Annotated in this window: 16 protein-coding genes; 13 read left to right on the top strand and 3 right to left on the bottom strand. The window is 43.3% G+C overall.

The genetic code is table 11. From position 1 onward, the window contains the following. The first annotated feature begins 31 nt into the window (after window positions 1-31). Complete coding sequence (rplT, locus tag NYR53_RS28890) at window positions 32-391, top strand: 50S ribosomal protein L20 (RefSeq protein WP_029199204.1); 360 nt, start codon at window positions 32-34, stop codon at window positions 389-391. Window positions 392-456: 65 nt separating this feature from the next. Here the strand turns inward: rplT and NYR53_RS28885 are convergent, their stop codons facing one another. From NYR53_RS28885 to NYR53_RS28875, 3 genes are read right to left on the bottom strand one after another with little or no spacing between them, the layout of a single operon-like run. Next, entirely contained in the window at window positions 457-1,557 is a 1,101-nt protein-coding gene (locus NYR53_RS28885) for a GerAB/ArcD/ProY family transporter (protein ID WP_261302509.1), read from the bottom strand. 23 nt (window positions 1,558-1,580) lie between these two features. Next, a complete protein-coding gene (locus NYR53_RS28880) occupies window positions 1,581-2,816 on the bottom strand; it encodes a Ger(x)C family spore germination protein (RefSeq protein WP_261302508.1) in 1,236 nt (411 codons plus the stop codon). A gap of 26 nt (window positions 2,817-2,842) precedes the next feature. Continuing rightward, window positions 2,843-4,369, bottom strand: a complete 1,527-nt coding sequence (locus NYR53_RS28875; protein WP_261302507.1) for a spore germination protein — start codon at window positions 4,367-4,369, stop codon at window positions 2,843-2,845. A gap of 516 nt (window positions 4,370-4,885) precedes the next feature. Between NYR53_RS28875 and ilvB the strand changes: the two genes are divergently transcribed. From ilvB to NYR53_RS28815, 12 genes are all read left to right on the top strand, one after another. Then, complete coding sequence (ilvB, locus tag NYR53_RS28870; protein ID WP_261302506.1) at window positions 4,886-6,631, top strand: biosynthetic-type acetolactate synthase large subunit; 1,746 nt, start codon at window positions 4,886-4,888, stop codon at window positions 6,629-6,631. Then, window positions 6,628-7,119, top strand: a complete 492-nt coding sequence (gene ilvN / locus NYR53_RS28865; RefSeq protein ID WP_261302505.1) for an acetolactate synthase small subunit — start codon at window positions 6,628-6,630, stop codon at window positions 7,117-7,119. The genes ilvB and ilvN overlap by 4 nt, the downstream gene beginning before the upstream one ends. A gap of 151 nt (window positions 7,120-7,270) precedes the next feature. Further along, window positions 7,271-8,263, top strand: coding sequence for a ketol-acid reductoisomerase (gene ilvC, locus NYR53_RS28860; RefSeq protein ID WP_236291908.1), 993 nt, complete (start codon window positions 7,271-7,273; stop codon window positions 8,261-8,263). A gap of 322 nt (window positions 8,264-8,585) precedes the next feature. Next, window positions 8,586-10,133 carry a 2-isopropylmalate synthase gene (locus tag NYR53_RS28855; protein WP_261306560.1) on the top strand — a complete coding sequence of 516 codons (1,548 nt, stop codon included), beginning with the start codon at window positions 8,586-8,588 and terminating at the stop codon, window positions 10,131-10,133. 97 nt (window positions 10,134-10,230) lie between these two features. Then, window positions 10,231-11,427, top strand: a complete 1,197-nt coding sequence (locus NYR53_RS28850; protein WP_261302504.1) for an aminotransferase-like domain-containing protein — start codon at window positions 10,231-10,233, stop codon at window positions 11,425-11,427. 189 nt (window positions 11,428-11,616) lie between these two features. Then, entirely contained in the window at window positions 11,617-11,886 is a 270-nt protein-coding gene (locus NYR53_RS28845) for a hypothetical protein (protein ID WP_261302503.1), read from the top strand. Between the two features lie 77 nt (window positions 11,887-11,963). Further along, complete coding sequence (locus NYR53_RS28840) at window positions 11,964-12,815, top strand: VanW family protein (RefSeq protein ID WP_261302502.1); 852 nt, start codon at window positions 11,964-11,966, stop codon at window positions 12,813-12,815. Window positions 12,816-12,965: 150 nt separating this feature from the next. After that, the gene (locus NYR53_RS28835; RefSeq protein ID WP_261302501.1) at window positions 12,966-14,501 is read left to right on the top strand and encodes a spore germination protein; all 1,536 of its coding nucleotides are present in this window, start codon (window positions 12,966-12,968) and stop codon (window positions 14,499-14,501) included. Beyond that, entirely contained in the window at window positions 14,498-15,598 is a 1,101-nt protein-coding gene (locus NYR53_RS28830; RefSeq protein ID WP_261302500.1) for a GerAB/ArcD/ProY family transporter, read from the top strand. The genes NYR53_RS28835 and NYR53_RS28830 overlap by 4 nt, the downstream gene beginning before the upstream one ends. Continuing rightward, window positions 15,595-16,713: a Ger(x)C family spore germination protein gene (locus NYR53_RS28825; RefSeq protein WP_261302499.1), complete on the top strand. Its 1,119-nt coding sequence runs from the start codon at window positions 15,595-15,597 to the stop codon at window positions 16,711-16,713. The genes NYR53_RS28830 and NYR53_RS28825 overlap by 4 nt, the downstream gene beginning before the upstream one ends. Further along, window positions 16,710-17,810 carry a GerAB/ArcD/ProY family transporter gene (locus NYR53_RS28820; RefSeq protein ID WP_261302498.1) on the top strand — a complete coding sequence of 367 codons (1,101 nt, stop codon included), beginning with the start codon at window positions 16,710-16,712 and terminating at the stop codon, window positions 17,808-17,810. The genes NYR53_RS28825 and NYR53_RS28820 overlap by 4 nt, the downstream gene beginning before the upstream one ends. Next, on the top strand, window positions 17,807-18,925 hold the full coding sequence (locus tag NYR53_RS28815) for a Ger(x)C family spore germination protein (protein ID WP_261302497.1): 1,119 nt from the start codon (window positions 17,807-17,809) through the stop codon (window positions 18,923-18,925). The genes NYR53_RS28820 and NYR53_RS28815 overlap by 4 nt, the downstream gene beginning before the upstream one ends. Window positions 18,926-18,980 lie beyond the last annotated feature (55 nt).

The following is an 18,980-nucleotide window of genomic DNA, read 5'->3' as shown; positions in this document are numbered from 1 at the left end:
ATCATTTATATATACCAGGAGGTAGTTCACAATGGCAAGAGTCAAGGGCGGATTTATTCGCGCTCACCGTCGTAAGAAAATTTTGAAACTAGCAAAAGGTTATTTCGGTTCCAAACACCGTTTATTTAAAACAGCTAAAGAACAAGTAATGAAATCTTTAGTGTATGCTTACCGTGACCGTCGTCAAACGAAACGTAACTTCCGCAGACTGTGGATTACACGTATCAATGCAGGCGCTCGTCAAAACGGCTTGAGCTACAGCAAATTGATGCATGGCCTGAAATTGGCTGGTATCGACATCAACCGCAAAATCTTGGCTGATCTAGCTGTGAATGATTCCAAAGCGTTCAACGATTTGGCAACAGCGGCAAAAGCAAAAGTAAACGCGTAATTGCGTATTTAGAAGCCTGCTCCCTTTTGGGGGCAGGCTTCTTTTGGCTTGAAATGGACGAGGTTTTAAACGTTGGATGGTGTTTCTGATCGACGATGCTTACGAAACAATACAACGAAGTACATCAATAACGGGATAACGACTTGAAAGACAGGGAAAAACTTTACACTAACATTCAAGCCAAGCCACACGTGATAGGTATAGTTGGGTTCTATAAAAGATGTGATAAAAATAATAAAACCCACATAGAAAATCCACAGACGCCTGCTTGTTGAACTTGATAATTGGGTACAAGCATAAACAGCTCCCCAGTAGAATGCTGTCATTTTCACAAATAATCCCAGAAATAAAAGTAAAGTGACCATAACATCCAGTCGCTCCAAAATATCACCCACCTGTATTAACTGAACAGCCTGCAAAAAAGGCAAGGTACTATTTGCTACAAGGGTTGTCCCTAGCACCATCAGGTTTAATATATTCATCAAAATTAAAAAAGCGGCAACACCGAGATAAGAGAGTATACTGGTTCGCTTAATCTTACTTTTCTCAGACAACAGGTGCCATATCATGAAAAAAAGCACCATTTGTCCAAATGGAAACGATAAAATATCAGGGAACGCGGCTTTGACAACGGGACCAAGTCCGTTATCGAGAATAGGTAACAGGTTGCCTTTGTGAAGAATTCCAGAAATCAAAATCAATAATATCAATGCTCCGTAGCTAAGGAGAACCAACGGCAAAAGGGCCTCATTCACTCTGGAGAATGTTTCGATACCCATGACAACCGCGTAAGTAGCAAGTAACACAATGACGAGCATAGTTACATATTGGGGAGTCGAGCTAAGCAGTGTTAAATTCGTTATCTCTCCAAAATCTCGAAGGTTCCTCATAGATTCATAAGCAAAGTAAAGGGCAAAGCATCCCCCGATTACCGTTCCTATTTTGGTCCCGAAACATAGTTTTAAGAGCCCGATCAGACACTCTTCTGGTGCTATTTGTTGTATGTACAAAAATATAAATAACAAAAGCAAGCCCGCTGCAGCGGCGAATAGCATGGCAAGCCAAGAATCCTGCTTAGCGCCGCTGCCTAATGCAAATAAGGGTGTACTTCCTATTTCGAAAAGAATGATTGTGACGGCTAGTTGGTAATTGCTAATGCGCTCCATAGCAAGCTCCCTTCCATAACTTACTATTCGTGATCATGTAGTAGTTGTTTAAAAGGCTTACTACTCATTCCAATTCGCTCAATGTGAATCTGAACACTGGGTTCTAATTCGAGGGTAGGGAATTGTTGTTCCCAGTCGTTTTTCATTTTCTTCCAAACCTTGGGATACTTTCTGTGAATCGCATCAGCAAAACCAAAAACATCCGCATTTTTCTCGATAGCAGATTGAAAAGCTTTGATCATCAAGTTCTTAACTTTCTCATTCGCAATGTCTTCCGTGGCTTTAACACCCTCTCGCTTTGAGAGGTCGTCGTTGCAACCATTCTCAATAAGAACACCTGAAGCATTTACTTCCACTTTCATAACCCAATGCCCGTCACTTGTAAGGATTGGCGTAAGTTTGCTTGTCGCTTTGGTGATTCGAATCGCGGATTTAAAATCTTTACTTCCTTTGGAACAGCCAATATACAAAACGGTCTTATTAATCGTATCCCGGATCCAATTAATTCCGTAACCTTCATCGGAAGTAAACCAGCCAACGATCTTATCCTGTTTGAAAATGCCAAGTCTACCCAATTTTAATTTGTTTGCAGAAGTTGTTTTTTTTAACTCTGCAATAGAAGAGTCAGGCCTAATGCCGGTGCCAGAAATGATCACTTCAGGAATTAAAGTAAAGGAAGAGTCACTCGTCATCCCCATCATGACATTGTGAACCATCACTTGATTAAAATTAGAACCATTTTTTTCTTCATTGTGAATCATATTGCGCACGGCAGCTCCTGGCAGCTTCTCAATAGGCGAAACTTGCTCCAGAATTCTTCTTCCTTCACCGCTGGTTACGAATATGTTGACAGTCTCTCGAGATTCCGCATTGCGCAAATAGATGTCCATGAGTTGGGAAATACCATGCTTAGCAGCCTCCGCACCAATGACAACAATTCGATTATGGGCAAAAAACAGAGCACGCGGCATTTCCAAGCTTGATTTTTGAATCGCACCTCGAATGGAATCTCCACTCGTAGAGAATACGATGACGGGTGCTTGCTGGCCGGCATTTCCACCCATGCTTTGACTCGAAATCGTCTGAGGAATGACAATCTGGTAAGAAACAGTCCAGTCTTTCCCGTTCCAATCGATGGCTGTTGCCGATGTGATTCCGAGTTGATTTAACTCGATTCGATCCCAGCATCCGGATAGCAGTAGGCATAAGAAGATACTTGATAGTAGGCGAAGCCAGCCGTGAAAGAAGCTTGTTCCCATTTACATAGCACCTCCTTAATTGCATATCAGTGATTATCTCTCTTTGAAGGAGACGGCTTCATGTTCGGTGCTTGTCTGGTGTAATTTTTGCTTAAGGGACGGCCAGCCATTTTCCCCCAAGGCACTCGGAGAAAAATATCTCTAAATTTTGATAAAACAAGAGGGGCAAGAGGAGTCAGATAAGGGACCCCGAAAGAACGGAGAGAGGCCAAATGAATCAAGATGGCCATGCATCCTGCCATGATCCCAAACAAGCCAAATGTGCCAGCGAGCAGCATAAGGGCAAACCTGATTAATCGGGCAGCTATACCCATATTCAACGCAGGCGTAACGAAATTGGAAATGGCTGTGAAGGAAACGATAATGACCATAGCCGCTGAAACAAGACCAGCTTGCACGGCAGCTTGCCCCAACACAAGTGCACCGACGATAGATATGGCTGAACCAATGACACGAGGCATTCGTATGCCGGCTTCCCGAAGAACCTCGAACGTAATTTCCATCAGGAAAGCTTCCACAATGGCGGGGAAAGGGACGCCTTCCCGCTGTGCAGCCAAGCTGATCAGCAAGGTTGTCGGCAGCATTTCTTGATGAAAGGTAGTGACGGCGATATAGCAGGAGGGGAGCAGCATGGAAACAAAAAAAGACATATAGCGAATACAGCGGACGAAAGTAGCAATATCAAAACGTTGATAATAATCTTCACTCGATTGTAGAAATCTGAAAAAGGTTACCGGAGCAAGCAAGACGAAAGGAGTCCCATCGACAATAATGGCAACTTGCCCTTCGAGAAGACCGGCTGCCACGGCGTCTGGCCTCTCTGAGTTCATGATGGTAGGGAAGGGTGTATAGGTTCTATCTTCGATGAATTCTTCAATATACCCGCTCTCTAAGATGCTGTCGACGTCAATCCTGTCAAGGCGATTCTTGACTTCTTTAACGACATGCTCTTCAGCAATCCCATCCAAATAGGTGATGACGATTTCAGTTTGCGTATACCGACCTAAGCGCAGGCTAATAAACCGAAGATCGGGCGATTTAATTTTCCTCCGCAGCAGGGAGGTATTCGTTCGCAAATCTTCTGTAAAGCTTTCTTTCGGGCCTCTAACGACGGTTTGTGTCTGAGGCTCCTCAATGGCACGTTTGTCCCACCCTGTTGTACCGGCGATTAATACTTCATTGTAGCTGTCAGCCATAATGGCGGTGTTACCGTCCAAGAGAGCTGCCAAGAGGTCTACGCCCTCAATTGTGGCGGTCAAATTACTAATGGTTAAAGCTTGTCTCAATAAGTCATGAAAACAGATTTCTTGATTCCAGTAAAACTCTGTTTCTTGAGTGGTAAGAAGAGGTTTGATAATATGTTCATTAACGGCTTCCGATTTAACGAGACCCTCTATGTACACAAGAGCAATCGCATTGGTATCAGGAAAGATGCCAATATCCATACGGCGAATGATGACATCAGAGCTTGTCCCAAGCTTTTTCAGGATCAGTTCAATATTCTCTTGCAGGTTGGTTGAAAGCGGGAAAGGGATTGGCAGGGACGATTTCATCGTTAGCCCCCTTATTTTCCTAGATTGGTATTATCTTCTCTCACATGATTTTGTTTTATTCAGTTTGACTATTGACTATTCTTCAAGGGATGCATATAATAATCTTTAATCATATTCTATATGATGATCTACACTAACGAATCGGCTATGAAGAGGAAGAAGTAATAAGGGCACTTATGCGCAGAGAGCGTTGGACTTGCTGAAACCATCGCCTTAATCCCTTACGTACGAAGTCACCTCGGAGCTGTTTTCCTGAAACATGTGGCACAGCCGCAGGCAATAGGGGAAATCGGAGGAGCACACGTTATCGTGCTGAGGGTATTGTTCTTCATGAACATACCTGCTAAGGCTATGTGCTGTGAGGCGCGTAGCAAATTTGGGTGGTACCACGGAAGCTTGAACCCCTTTCGTCCCGTTTACACGTTACGTGCGTGTATGGGATGAATAGGGGTTTTTCTTATTGTCTAAGAAAGCTCACTGAATGACATGGACTTACTTTTTGAGAGGAGGATCACAATGAATGTTCAAACTGAACCAAAGAGGTCAAAAGAAGAACTGATTGAGAAGCTTATGAAGCCGGACCTGATTACAGGCTCCGAGATTCTGCTAAGAAGCTTATTGCTGGAGGGTGTAGACTGCGTCTTTGGATATCCGGGCGGCGCTGTTTTGTACATCTACGATGCGATGCATGGCTTTTCCGATTTTAACCACCTACTGACAAGACATGAGCAAGGAGCCATTCACGCAGCTGATGGATATGCACGTTCCACAGGCAAAGTTGGCGTATGTATCGCAACTTCCGGACCGGGGGCAACGAACCTCGTCACAGGAATAGCTACAGCATATATGGACTCCGTTCCGCTCGTCGTTATCACAGGGAACGTAGCTACCAACTTCATTGGTACGGATGCTTTCCAAGAGGCTGATATTACGGGTATTACGATGCCTATTACGAAACACAGCTACTTGGTAAGAGACGTAAACGATCTGCCGCGCATCATTCATGAAGCGTTCCATATAGCGAACTCAGGTCGTAAAGGTCCGGTTCTCATTGACATTCCAAAGGATGTCTCCGCTCATAAAACGATATTTAAACCGGCAACGGATGTAAGCATCCGCGGTTACAACCCAACGGTGCAACCGAATAAACTGCAAGTGGATAAGCTGATCAAAGCTATCGAAGAAGCAGAACGTCCGGTCATTATTGCAGGCGGCGGTGTTGTATACGCAGACGCATCCAAAGAATTAATCGAGTTCGTCAATAAAACACAGATTCCGGTAGCAACGACCTTGCTCGGATTAAGCGGCTTCCCAAGCGGACATGAGCTATGGCTCGGAATGCCAGGGATGCACGGGACGTTTACAGCGAATACAGCCATTCAGAACGCGGATCTCTTGATTTCTATCGGTTCCAGATTCGATGACCGTGTGACGATGAATTTGAACGGTTTTGCTCCAAAAGTGAAGAAAATCGCTCACATTGACGTGGATCCTGCGGAAATTGGCAAGAACGTGAAGACGGATATCCCGTGTGTTGGCGATGTGAAAGCTGTTCTGGAATATGCGAACATCAAAGCAAAGTCTGCGAAGAGCGAAGCTTGGATTGCTGAACTTCAGGAAAGCAAAGAGAAGTTCCCGCTGAAATACGGCAATACCGATACGGAACTGAAGCCACAATTCGTTATTGAAATGATTAGTGAGACGACGAAAGGCGAAGCAATCGTAACGACAGACGTTGGTCAGCATCAAATGTGGGCTGCTCAATTCTACCGTTTCAAAAACCCGCGTTCCTTGGTTACTTCCGGTGGTCTTGGTACGATGGGCTTCGGATTCCCATCAGCGATTGGTGCTCAAATGGGGAACCCGGATAAACTCGTTGTATCCATTAATGGCGACGGCGGCGTTCAAATGTGTGCGCAAGAGCTTGCGATCTGTGCGATTAACAACATTCCGGTGAAGGTTGTTATTATTAACAACCAAGTGCTGGGCATGGTTCGTCAATGGCAGGAGATCATTTATGATAACCGCTATAGTCACATTGATTTGGCTGGCAGCCCTGATTTCGTGAAATTGGCAGAAGCTTACGGTGTAAAAGGCTTGCGTGCCACGACGAAGGAAGAAGCAAGAAGAGCATGGCAGGAAGCACTCGATACACCGGGGCCTGTCGTTATTGATTTCGTCGTACCAAAAGGAGAGAACGTGTTCCCAATGGTTAAAGCAGGCGATACAATTAGTGACATGTTAATGGGGGATTCGGAATGACGACAACTAAACATACAGTTTCCGTACTCGTAAACAATCAGCCTGGTGTCCTGCAGCGTGTATCCGGTTTGTTCGGACGCAGAGGCTTCAATATTGAAAGTATCACCGTAGGGGAGTCCGAAGAACTCGGACTTTCCCGAATGGTTATTGTTACCACAGGGGACGACAACACGCTTGAGCAAATTTCCAAGCAATTGTACAAGTTGATTGACGTGATTAAAGTCATCGACCTGAGCTCGAACCCAATGGTTGCCAGAGAACTGGCACTCATTAAAGTCAATGCAGAACCGATTATGCGCCCGGAAATTCTCGGCATTGTAGAGACATTCCGCGCAGCGGTTGTAGATATTGGGCCATCGTCAATTATCGTGCAAGTTGTCGGAGATTCAGATAAAATAGATGCTATGGTCGAATTACTTCGTCCTTATGGCATCCGTGAACTTTCCCGCACGGGAGTCACAGCCATGATTCGCGGTTCAGTTAAATAAGTCATAAAGCAGTTAGGGTAAAGAGGGAAAGCCTCCTTGAGTGGGGCTTTCAGCGGGTTACTCTTTAGCGCTTGAAAAGGGTAAATCGTTGAAACACCCACTCAAGGGGTAGACAATACGGATTCATCATATCAAAGGAGGATTTATTCGAATGGCAGTTACTACTTACTATGAAAAAGATGCAGACTTAGCGGTACTTAAAGGTAAAACGATTGCAGTTGTTGGTTATGGTTCCCAAGGACACGCACAAGCACAAAACTTGCGTGACAGCGGATTGAACGTTATTATCGGGCTTCGTGAAGGACGTTCTTGGAATGCTGCAAAAAATGATGGTTTCGAAGTTGTATCCGTTGAAGAAGCAGCAAGACGCGCTGACGTGATCCAAATCTTGATGCCGGATGAAACACAAGCTCGCGTTTACCGTGAGTCCATTCAACCGAACATGAAAAAAGGCGCAGCGATTATGTTCTCCCATGGTTTCAACATCCATTTCGGACAAATCGTAGCTCCTGAAGGTACAGATGTATTCTTAGTAGCTCCTAAATCCCCAGGTCACATGGTACGTCGTACGTATGTTGAAGGCTTTGGCGTTCCTGGCTTGATCGCAATCGAGAAAGACGCTACTGGCAACGCAAAAGCAATCGGTCTTGCTTATGCAAAAGGTATCGGCTGTACACGTGCAGGCGTTATCGAAACTTCTTTCCGTGAAGAAACAGAAACTGATTTGTTCGGTGAGCAAGCTGTTCTTTGTGGCGGTGCTTCTGAACTGGTTAAAGCAGGTTTCGAAACATTGGTTGAAGCTGGTTATGCACCTGAAATGGCTTACTTCGAGTGTCTACATGAGCTTAAATTGATCGTTGATATGATGTATGAAGGCGGACTAGCTTCCATGCGCAGCTCCATCTCCAACACAGCTGAATACGGTGACTATGTAACTGGACCTCGTATTATCACAGCTGAAACGAAAAAAGCAATGAAAGAAGTTCTTTCCGATATCCAACAAGGTAAATTTGCTCGCGACTTCATCTTGGAAAATCAATCTAACTTTGCTTTCATGAACGCAACTCGCCGCAATGAAGCACAGCACCCTATCGAAGTTGTTGGTTCCCAACTTCGCGAAATGATGCACTGGATCAAAAAGTAATTATAAGTACTAATTTATAGCTATACCTTCCACAGGGAGTGATTGAGGAGAATTTCCCAATCACTCCCTGTGAATACTATAAAGACGAGTAAAGATTTATATCTAAATCTTTAAATCCTTCTTCGAAATGCCCAGTGGAGGGCTCAGTGTTTGTCGGAGAAGCGTAGCGTTCGTATTTGAAAACGTGTCCCTACCTTTTGTTTATTCAGATGAGGGGACACGTTTTCAAGAAACGATCGGAGACAAATGCTGAAGAACGGAACGGTCAGCAGTTAGAATTAGGTTTAATCAATTTAATAGAAATCTTTTAGGAGGTGACATGGTGCGCAAAATCTACATCTTTGATACAACGCTTAGAGACGGAGAGCAATCGCCAGGTGTGAACCTGAACACACAGGAGAAGGTCGAGATCGCGCTGCAGCTAGAGAAGCTTGGCGTTGATCGTATGGAGGCTGGTTTCCCAGCTGCATCGCCTGGTGACTTGGCAGGCGTGAATGCCGTAGCTAGAGCCGTCAAGAATGCCTCTGTCATCGGTTTGTCCCGCTCGAAGGAAAGTGACATCGAGGCTGTCCGCGAAGCGCTGCAGGGCGCACAGGACCCATGTATTCATTTATTCCTAGCGACGTCTCCAATTCATCGCCAGCATAAGCTGAAGATGGAGAAACACCAAGTGCTAGAGACAGCCGAAGCAGCGATTAAATATGCGAAGAAGTATTTCAGCAAAATCGAGTTTTCACTCGAAGATGCGGGTCGAACTGAGCTGGATTTCATCGCAGAAGTAACAGCAATGGCTATTCGCGCTGGCGCTTCCGTCGTGAATATTCCGGATACAGTCGGTTTTATGACACCGTACGACTATGGTAATATTTTTAAAATGCTGAAGGAGACCGTGCCAGGCATTGAGAAGATTCAGCTGAGCGCGCACTGCCATGACGACCTCGGAATGGCGACGGCTAACGCGCTAGCGGCGGTGCTTAATGGTGCCGATCAAATCGAAGGTACCATCAACGGGATCGGCGAGCGAGCGGGCAACACCTCGATCGAGGAAGTTGTCATGGCGCTCGAGACGCGCCAGGATTTCTACCAAGCGAAAACGTCGCTTGTGCTGAAAGAGATCTACCGCACCAGCCGTTTGGTCAGCAAGCTGACCGGCATGGTGGTGCCAGGCAATAAGGCGATCGTCGGCGCTAACGCGTTCGCCCATGAGTCCGGCATCCATCAAGATGGGATGCTCAAAGAGAAAACGACTTACGAGATTATTTCCCCTGAGACCATCGGGGTCAAGGAAAGTAAGCTCGTGATGGGTAAACACTCCGGACGCCATGCGTTCCGTGAGAAGCTAATCGATCTCGGCTACGACCTCGGAGACGAGCAAGTGAACGCGGCTTTCGCCAAGTTCAAAGATTTGGCCGATCGCAAGAAGCAGGTTGAAGACGAAGATATTCGCGCATTGATCGAAGAGAAATTGATCGAGACGCCGGAAATTTTCGCGTTAGGCACGCTTCAGGTTGCTTATGGCAACCAAATGACACCAACGGCAACGGTACATGTTCGCTTTCAGGACGGCACCGAAGTGGCGGAAAGCGCGGTCGGTAACGGCTCGGTTGATGCGATTTATAATGCGATTGATAAAGCAACAAAGGAAGACGTTGAACTTGATGACTACTCCATCAAATCCGTGTCCCACGGGAAAGATGCGCTCGGCGAAGTTCACGTTGTTCTTAAGCAGAACGATGTATCTGTTCAAGGTCGCGGTATTTCAACGGATATTCTGGAAGCAAGCGCCAAAGCGTATTTGGACGCTGTGAACAGGCTCATTGATAAACGCAAAACCCCAACAAGCAACAGAAGCAACGTCACGTTGATTTAATAACCTAGATCCAAACGGCACCACCCAGATAAGCACCTCACCTCCAAGCATCGCGAGGAGGGGTGCTTTCTCCAAATGCGAAAGGATGCGTCCATTTATGAAATATCGATTTTCTAAATCGCTGGAAGGTTTCTCATCCTCGGCGGTAAGAGAAATTCTCAAGCTGACACAAGGCAGTTCGATTATCTCTTTTGCCGGTGGATTGCCTGCTGAAGAGTTTTTTCCTTTGGACGCGGTGGCTGATGCGTTTCAAAGAGTGATTGGCGGCGGGAAGTCAGCGCTGCAATATGGTTTGACTGAGGGCTACAAGCCGCTTCGTGAATCCTTATGCAAGCGGATGGCTGCTAAGAATATGCAAGTAACACCTGATGAGATGCTGCTGACGACGGGTTCTCAGCAAGCGATTGATCTTCTTACGCGTGTTTACATTGATGAAGGCGATGTCATTCTTGTTGAAAGCCCAACGTATTTGGCGGCGATTCAAGTGTTCCAAGCCAAAGGCGCTAAGATTTATTCGGTTGATAGTGATAATGACGGTATGATTCTTGAAGATCTATCGGCCAAAATTACGAAGCACAATCCGAAGATGGTCTATGTCATCCCGACCTTCTCCAACCCTGCAGGCCGTGCATGGAGTTTGGAACGCCGTCAAGGCTTACTGGATATTTGCCGCGGCGCGGAAGTGCTTATTCTGGAAGATGATCCGTATGGAGAAATCCAGTTTAACGAAAGCGAAACATACCCATCCATCTTCTCTTTGGGGGGAAAAGCCGAAGGCGGGAATGTTGTTTACACCAGCACATTCTCCAAAACCGTCGCGCCTGCCTTCCGAACAGGATGGGTGATGGGCGATGAAACCATTATTCGGCAAATTGCTCGTTTTAAGCAATCTGCGGATCTGCACTCCAGCACAATTGATCAGCAAACGCTGTATCATTTGCTTGAGCACTTTGATCTCGACGCCCATATCTCCTTAATTCGTGAGCAATATCTGGATCGGATGAAATTCATGTCAGGCCTATTGAAAGATTTAAACTGGCCTGGACTGAAGTGGGAAGAACCGAAGGGCGGCATGTTCATCTGGGTAGAGCTGCCAGCTCATATTCGTGCAGAGGATCTGCTAAAAATCGCGGTAAAAGAAGGCGTAGCCTTCGTTCCAGGATCCACATTTTACGCCGAAAATCCACAGTACAACACAATGCGCCTGAATTACACACATACGGATCGTGCGAACACGATTCTCGGTATGCAGAAATTAGCTAAGGCTATGGAATCATATCTACAAAATGCATAAAAGATAGCGCACCCTCATGCGAATTGGTCGACCAAGACCATCAGCAGGAGGGTTTTTTTTGTTGTTTTTATGGAGCGTACCTTAGAGATTCACTACAGATCAGATTTCCTTAGCAATAGTTCAGAATTGACATGGAATATATTTCAAATTATGATAAAAAGAAGGACGATGGAAAGGATTGGTGACTTCATGTTGATACAGATTTCCAATTATTTGTTCATGGGTTCCTTATTATTGCTTATTGTAACTTGTATTGCAAAAGGCGCACTGAGCCAGGGATTTACTAGTGTAACTGGTTTGGGTGGCATTAGCGGGTCAGCTACTGATTTGAATATGGAGCATGATCAAAAAAAACAATTTCACTTTCAAGATTCTTTACTAGGAAGAATCGTAAAGTCCTATTTCTTTTGGATTTCAGTTCTGGGTATTATTATTTCCGTGATTATCTCCAAACTCTAAAAGAACAAGAAAGCCGTCAGGCCTGTGAATGACTACTGGCATTGGCGGTTTTTGCTCAAGTTGTAGGAGGCGAATCTTTGCTTAAACCAATCAACCGAAGCCGAGCAAGAATATTCTTGGGCAAAAAAGTATATCGACTTAAAAGATATCTTCAGTGGTATTTGGATGATAAGACTTATGCCAAAGCGAAGCAAGCGGAGCCTTTCCCTTATCTTTTATTTTCACATAAAACGCCGCTCCTTAGACAGTTGAAGGATGTAGACATGTGGCTTCAGCATAATAAAGTGATTAATCTAAGGATCGCAGCCAAGCAGTTAAATGGTGTCATCGTGAAGCCAGGAGAAACATTCTCCTATTGGCGGCTAATTGGCAGCACGACACGGAGAAAAGGTTATCTGGACGGTATGGTGCTTTTTCATGGGAAGGTGCAGGCAGGGGTTGGGGGTGGGTTATGTCAGCTTTCGAATTTAATCTACTGGATGACATTGCATACGCCACTTACCGTAACGGAAAGGTATCGCCACAGCTATGACGTGTTTCCGGATGCAGGTAGAAGTCAGCCTTTTGGAAGCGGAGCAACTTGTTTCTACAATTATTTAGACTTGCAGATTCTTAATGGGACGACGGAGGAGTTTCAACTCGGTATTCGGGTGACGGATACGCATTTGGTTGGGGAGTGGCGTGATGTTAGGCCAGCCATGCATACCTATGAAATATATGAGAATAAGCATTGGATTACGCGCGAATACTGGGGCGGCTATGTTCGCCATAATGAGATATATCGCAGAGTGCTGAACTTGGAACGTGAAATCGTAGGTGATGAATGGGTGACTGAGAATCATGCCATAATGATGTATGAGCCCCTATTGCCGCAAGGCACTTCATCAACAGCAAGTCCAGAAAATATCGTTGATAATACGGGCAACTAGTATTTAAACTCTTTTGAAGCTATTTGGATGATTCATCCAGATGGCTTTTTTGCATTCGGTTGCATTCGCTTGCATGACGTTGGCATCCGAATAATTCTGCCTTAATATGGGAAACTATTGAGTACATGTTATCAGAATGGTGGTGCAGAGATGGGGACGATCCGTAGATGGTTAAATGGCATAAAATCAGCTCCAATCAAGAAATCATCCAATTATAATAATCAACCGATTTCAGGGAGCCTTGAAAATAACCTGACTACCCTACACGCCTTATTTAGTCATGCCCCAGATCTTGTTACTCGTCAGTTTCAATTAAGAACAGGGGAAAATGCTGTACTTGTTTATTTGGAAGGGCTCATTGATAAATCAGCGATTAATAATAACATCTTAAAACCGCTCATGTATGAAATCCAATCGGTTAACGATATTTGGAACTCTTCCACTACGATTGCAAAAACAGAAATTGCATCTTTCTGGTCCCAAATTGAACAATTTATTTTCCAAGGCCAAAGCATTCTATTTATTGACGGGCAAGAGCGTTCGCTTGTTTTATGTACGCAGGGCTGGCCACAGAGAGCGATTAAAGAGCCGCAAATCGAATCAACGTTAAAGGGATCACACCAAGGATTTGTCGAGACATCGGGGCAGAATATTGCCTTGATCAGACGTTATCTTCCTAATCGGGAATTGAAAATAAAAGAATACAACGTCGGATCACGGGGAAATACGAGAGTTTCTGTGATGTATCTCGAAGATGTTGTGGAGCCTGATTTCGTGAAAGAAATGGAGGACCGTTTGCTTCAAATTAATGTGGATGCCATTCTAAATACCGGAGAATTAGCGGAATATATAGAAGATCATCCCATCAGTTTATTTCCACAGTTAATCATGACGGAACGTCCGGATTCTGCTGCGGCTCATATTTTGCAAGGAAGAATAGTCGTTATCGTCGACCATTCTCCCAGTGTAATCGTTGCTCCTGTAACCTTTTCGGCATTCTTTCAAAGTGTCGATGATTACAGCAATCGCTGGATCATAGCCACTTTTCTACGTATATTACGTTATCTAGCCTTAATTACGACGATCTCTTTATCGGCTGTATATATAGCCATTGTTTCGTTTCATTATGAAGTACTTCCTTTGGATTTGTTGGTATCGATTGGAGAATCCAGAGCAAAGGTACCTTTTCCTCCGATTGTAGAGGCATTTCTAATGGAGATAGCCCTTGAGATGTTAAGGGAAGCAGGTTTACGACTTCCAGGGCCTATCGGGCAAACAATTGGTGTCGTAGGGGGTATTGTCATCGGTCAGGCGGCGGTCCAAGCGGGAATTGTAAGTAATATTATGGTGATTATCGTTGCCATCACGGCAATTTCCTCATTTATTATCCCTGATTATGACATGTCATCTTCGCTGCGATTGCTCCGCTTTCCCATGATGATTATGGCCTCTTTGTTCGGTATGGTAGGCATTGTGATAGGTCTGATGATTATTGGGGCTCACCTTATCTCGATGGAATCGTTCGGAATATCCTATGGAAGTCCGATCACTCCCATCCGACTCTCTGATTGGAAAGATGTATGGATTAGAGTCCCTATGTGGAAAATGAAAAAACGCCCGCTCTCGGCCGATCCAACTCAACTAACAAGACAGGGTGCAAACAGAGAAGGTGAAGATCAACCATGAAAAAATATTCGTTTAATCAAATTTCTTTGAAACAATACATCTTCATTATATTTGGAACGCAAGTCGGGATCGGTGTCTTATCCCTTCCCCGCGATTTAGCTAAAACTGCCGGTAACGATGGATGGATATCGATTTTATTGGGTTGGATATTGTCTATGTTATTAAGCTTAGTCATCATCCGAATTATGGAGAAAAACCCCGAATATACGTTATTCGAACTTTTATCCAAATACTTTGGCAAGTGGGTGGGTAAAAGCTTATCTGTTCTTTGGAGTCTGTATGCGGCATTTGCAGCAAGTGTGGTCCTGTTTTCAACGATCCATATCATAAAGATATGGATCCTACCGAATATCCGAGACTTTATCTTGATGATCCTGTTTATCATTCCCATCTATATGATTACGAAGCATGGGATAAGGGTGATCGGACTCTTCGCAGAGTTAGTTTTTATAGTCTCCTTGTGGATGCCGTTCTTGTTGTTTTATGCATTGAAGGATACCCATTGGCTATTCCTGCTTCCAATCGGTAAAGAAGGATTGTTTCCCATTTTGTCTACCGTAAAATCAACGATCCTTTCTTTCCTTGGGTTTGAACTGGCTTTTATTCTATATCCGTTTCTAAAGGACAAGAAAGCCGCGTCTAAAGGAATTATTATTGCTAATTCGTTATCCATGCTTACATTTGTCATGGTGACAGTTATCTGTTTTGTTAGGTTTTCTCAAGATCAAATCAAAGATTACGCTTATCCCACGCTCAACTTACTAAAGCTCATCCGGATGCCGTTTTTAGAACGGTTGGAAATCACATTTCTTTCCTTTTATTTGTTTCTGCTATTTATGTCGATCATTCCCTACCTCTACACAGCTGTGCTAGGAACAAGTCAATTATTCGGCAAGCAGGATCATCGAAATGTTTTACGAATACTCATGTGCCTATGGATCCTAGCGTCAATCTTTCTACATCCTTCTTCTTCCCAAATAACTCAAATAAGCAAATTGTGGGGGACGTCAGGTACCTATTTCGCTTTTGTGTTCCCCATTTTCCTATGGATCTACGGATGGCTGTTTCATCTCACTAGAAAGGAACAGAAACAATGAAGAAATGGCAGGGCATTTTCTTAATATGGGCAGCTTTAGTAGGGTTAACCGGGTGCGGCAAGGCGGTTTTTATAGAGACTCAACAGTTTCTTTTTGCTGAGGGGATAGAATTGGATGATGAAAACAAGGTGGTCGCCTACACATCAAGTCCTGTCTTCAGTAACATAGCTAAGGATAGATCTAAAATTACAATCACAACTGCGGATACGATGCGTGAAGCGAAGAAAAAACTCGAGGCGAAAATAAACGGTAATATTGCACCTGGGAAATTGCAAAGTATTCTTATAGGGAAAAAAATGCTGCAGCAAACCAATGTAATGCCCTACCTGGATGTCTTCTTTCGCGATCCTAAAAATGAAATTAATGCAAATGTGATTGTAGTTGACGGGTCTGTGAAAGATGTGATGTATACAAATATGAATGACAAAGGCCGATTAGGTGCTGTGATCAAACAATTGATAGAGAGTACATATAAAAGCAGAATTACAGTATTAACTACACTGCAGAAATTTCATAAACAAATGTCGGATACTGCAATGACGCCATGCATAACTGAAATGAGAGTAGAGAAAAATGATCTCGTTATTTCAGGGACTACTCTTTTACATAAAGATGGTACTTATGCTACTTCTTTGAATAAACAAGAAAGTTCTCTAATGTTATTGTTGCAGCGCAATATGAACAATCCCATACCGTTAACGTTTCACCTTTCTCCTGAGATGTTTCATACGGATGAAGAAATGTCTTATGTGAGTTTCAATATGAAAAGGGTAAAGGTTAAATTCGAGACAAAATTCGAAGGAATCCATCCTACAATCGATATCCAGATGAAGGTTCCCATCGATTTAACGGAACGCATGTTTAAGTTAGACATGGAGAAACAGAGAAAACTGCTGGAACAAGCGATTGAACAAGAACTTGAAAAAGAATGCCAGGCCTTAATCAAGAAAGCTCAAAAGTATCAAGTAGATCCCTTTGGTTTTGGGATTTATGTACGGGCAAAAGATTATAAAAATTGGAAGAAGGTAGAGGGTGATTGGGGAAAAGCTCTATCTGAAGCAACAGTAAATATTTCTTCAAAAATTGCCATCAAGAGTATTGGAGTTTCCGAATGAGCAAATATTCGATGAATCAAATCTCCTTGAAACAATACATCTTTATTATATGTGAAACCCAAGTTGGGATCGGTGTCCTGTCCCTTCCCCGCGATTTAGCTAAAAATGCAGGTACCGACGGATGGATATCCATTGTACTGGGTTGGATTGTGTCTGTGCTGGTAAGCTTGGTCATCATAAGAGTTATGGAGAAAAATCCCGAGTATACGTTATTCGAACTTTTAACTAAATACTTTGGTAATTGGGTGGGTAAAGGTTTAATAGCAGCATGGATACTATTCGCGGCCTATTCAGCAATTACTATCATGCTTGCAACGATTCACATCATAAAGATTTGGATCGTTCCAGATATACAGAACTTCATCTTAATGATCCTGTTTATCGTTCCCATCTATATGATTACCAAGCAGGGAATAAGGGTGATCGGACTCTTTGCTGAGTTTGTTTTTATGATCACTTTATGGATGCCTTTCTTGTTGTTATTAACATTAAAGGATATAGAGTGGATGTACCTTCTTCCGATTGGAAAGGGAGGACTATTTCCCATTCTTTCTTCCATAAAATCAACCGTATTTTCTTTCCTGGGATTTGAACTGGCTTTCATTCTTTATCCTTTTCTAAGGGACAAGAAATCAGCATCCAAGGGAATTGTTGTTGCAAATACCTTATCTATGATTATTTATTTAACGATTACAGTCATCTGTTTTGTTAAATTTTCTCCAGTTGAGGTGACAGATTACGTCTATCCTGTGCTCAACTTATTGAAGGTTATTCATTTGCCTTTTTTGGAACGGCTGGAGATTATCTGCTTATCCTTTTATTTGTTTATCATATTTATGACGATTATTCCTTACACCTACATGGCTGCATTAGGAACGAGTCATTTATTTGGCAAGCAGGATCATCGAAATACAATACGGATAAATATGATCCTATGGATCGTAATGTCATTCTTTTTTATCCCAACTTCTTCTCAAATTACACTAATGGGCGCATCACAGGGGACGATAGGTTTATGTTTCGCTTTTGTGTTCCCGATTTTCCTTTGGATTTACGGGTGGCTTTTTCAGCGCAATAGAAAGGAACAACGACAATGAAGAAATGCAATTCCATTTTTTTAATAATGGCCGTTTTATTGTTTGTAACTGGGTGCGGTAATACCGTTTATTTAGAGAATCAACAGTTTGTTCTTACGGAAGCTTTAGATTTTGATGAGAATAATAAATTAATCGTATATACGTCAACGCCTGTCTTCAACAAAGAAGCCAAAGATAGATTTAAAATCACATCCACAAGGGCTAATACGATGCGCAAATCAAAAGGGGAAATTGATAGTAAAACGAGCGGCACCCTTGCTTACGGAAAATCGCAAAATGTTCTTATAGGAAAAAGACTGCTGCAGCACAGAAATGCATTTCCCTATATGGATGTTCTCTTCCGCGATTCCCGAAATGAGATTAATGCGAATGTGATTGTGGTTGATGGGACCGTTAAAGATGTGATGTATACGAACATGAGTGATAAAGGCTTAATCTCCAACGTGATTAAACAACTGGCAGAAAGCTCATATAAGAGCAGGATTACCGTACAAACTTCGCTGCAGGAATTTCATCAACAAATAAAGGATAAAGCAATGACGCCTGTTTTAACCGAAATGAAAGTAGAGAAAAATGACCTCGTTATTTCAGGTACGGTTCTTTTACATAAAGACGGCACCTACGCGGCTTCTTTGAATCATCAAGAAAGTTCTCTTCTCCTATTATTACAGCGAAATGTGAAAAATCCTATACCCTTAACGTTTCATATCCCTCCTGAAATGTTCCATACGGATGAAAAGTTGTCCTATGTGAGTTTCAATATAAAAAAGGCAAAGCCTAAGATGAAGGCAAATTTCGAAGGTGGCGATCTTACAATCGACATTAAGATGAAGGTTCAGATCGATTTGACGGAGCGCACTTTTGCCCTCAACTTAGATGAGAAGAAAAAACAGTTAGAACAAGTCATTGAAAAAGAGTTAAAAAAAGAATGCGAGGCATTAATCAAGAAAGCTCAAAAATATCAAATAGATCCTTTTCAGTTTGGCGTTCGCGTACGCGCATATCAGAATAAAGACTGGAAGAAGGTAGAGGATACCTGGGGAAAAGCGCTATCTGAAGCAACGGTAAATGTTTCACCTAAAGTAATCATCAAAAGCATAGGGGTTTCCGAATAGTAATTGAAAAATGTTGATAGGTGATACCTATAAATGCGATAGCTTTTATATCTAA

It is taken from the genome of Paenibacillus andongensis (assembly GCF_025369935.1).
GTDB classification, from domain to species: Bacteria; Bacillota; Bacilli; order Paenibacillales; family NBRC-103111; genus Paenibacillus_E; species Paenibacillus_E andongensis.
This window is presented reverse-complemented; position numbering and strand designations above follow the sequence as displayed.

Coding starts and splice junctions, on each gene's coding strand:
- rplT (WP_029199204.1), top strand. CDS start 32: ATGGCAAGAGTCAAGGGCGGATTTATTCGCGCTCACCGTCGTAAGAAA.
- NYR53_RS28885 (WP_261302509.1), bottom strand. CDS start 1,557: ATGGAGCGCATTAGCAATTACCAACTAGCCGTCACAATCATTCTTTTC.
- NYR53_RS28880 (WP_261302508.1), bottom strand. CDS start 2,816: ATGGGAACAAGCTTCTTTCACGGCTGGCTTCGCCTACTATCAAGTATC.
- NYR53_RS28875 (WP_261302507.1), bottom strand. CDS start 4,369: ATGAAATCGTCCCTGCCAATCCCTTTCCCGCTTTCAACCAACCTGCAA.
- ilvB (WP_261302506.1), top strand. CDS start 4,886: ATGAATGTTCAAACTGAACCAAAGAGGTCAAAAGAAGAACTGATTGAG.
- ilvN (WP_261302505.1), top strand. CDS start 6,628: ATGACGACAACTAAACATACAGTTTCCGTACTCGTAAACAATCAGCCT.
- ilvC (WP_236291908.1), top strand. CDS start 7,271: ATGGCAGTTACTACTTACTATGAAAAAGATGCAGACTTAGCGGTACTT.
- NYR53_RS28850 (WP_261302504.1), top strand. CDS start 10,231: ATGAAATATCGATTTTCTAAATCGCTGGAAGGTTTCTCATCCTCGGCG.
- NYR53_RS28845 (WP_261302503.1), top strand. CDS start 11,617: ATGTTGATACAGATTTCCAATTATTTGTTCATGGGTTCCTTATTATTG.
- NYR53_RS28835 (WP_261302501.1), top strand. CDS start 12,966: ATGGGGACGATCCGTAGATGGTTAAATGGCATAAAATCAGCTCCAATC.
- NYR53_RS28830 (WP_261302500.1), top strand. CDS start 14,498: ATGAAAAAATATTCGTTTAATCAAATTTCTTTGAAACAATACATCTTC.
- NYR53_RS28825 (WP_261302499.1), top strand. CDS start 15,595: ATGAAGAAATGGCAGGGCATTTTCTTAATATGGGCAGCTTTAGTAGGG.
- NYR53_RS28820 (WP_261302498.1), top strand. CDS start 16,710: ATGAGCAAATATTCGATGAATCAAATCTCCTTGAAACAATACATCTTT.
- NYR53_RS28815 (WP_261302497.1), top strand. CDS start 17,807: ATGAAGAAATGCAATTCCATTTTTTTAATAATGGCCGTTTTATTGTTT.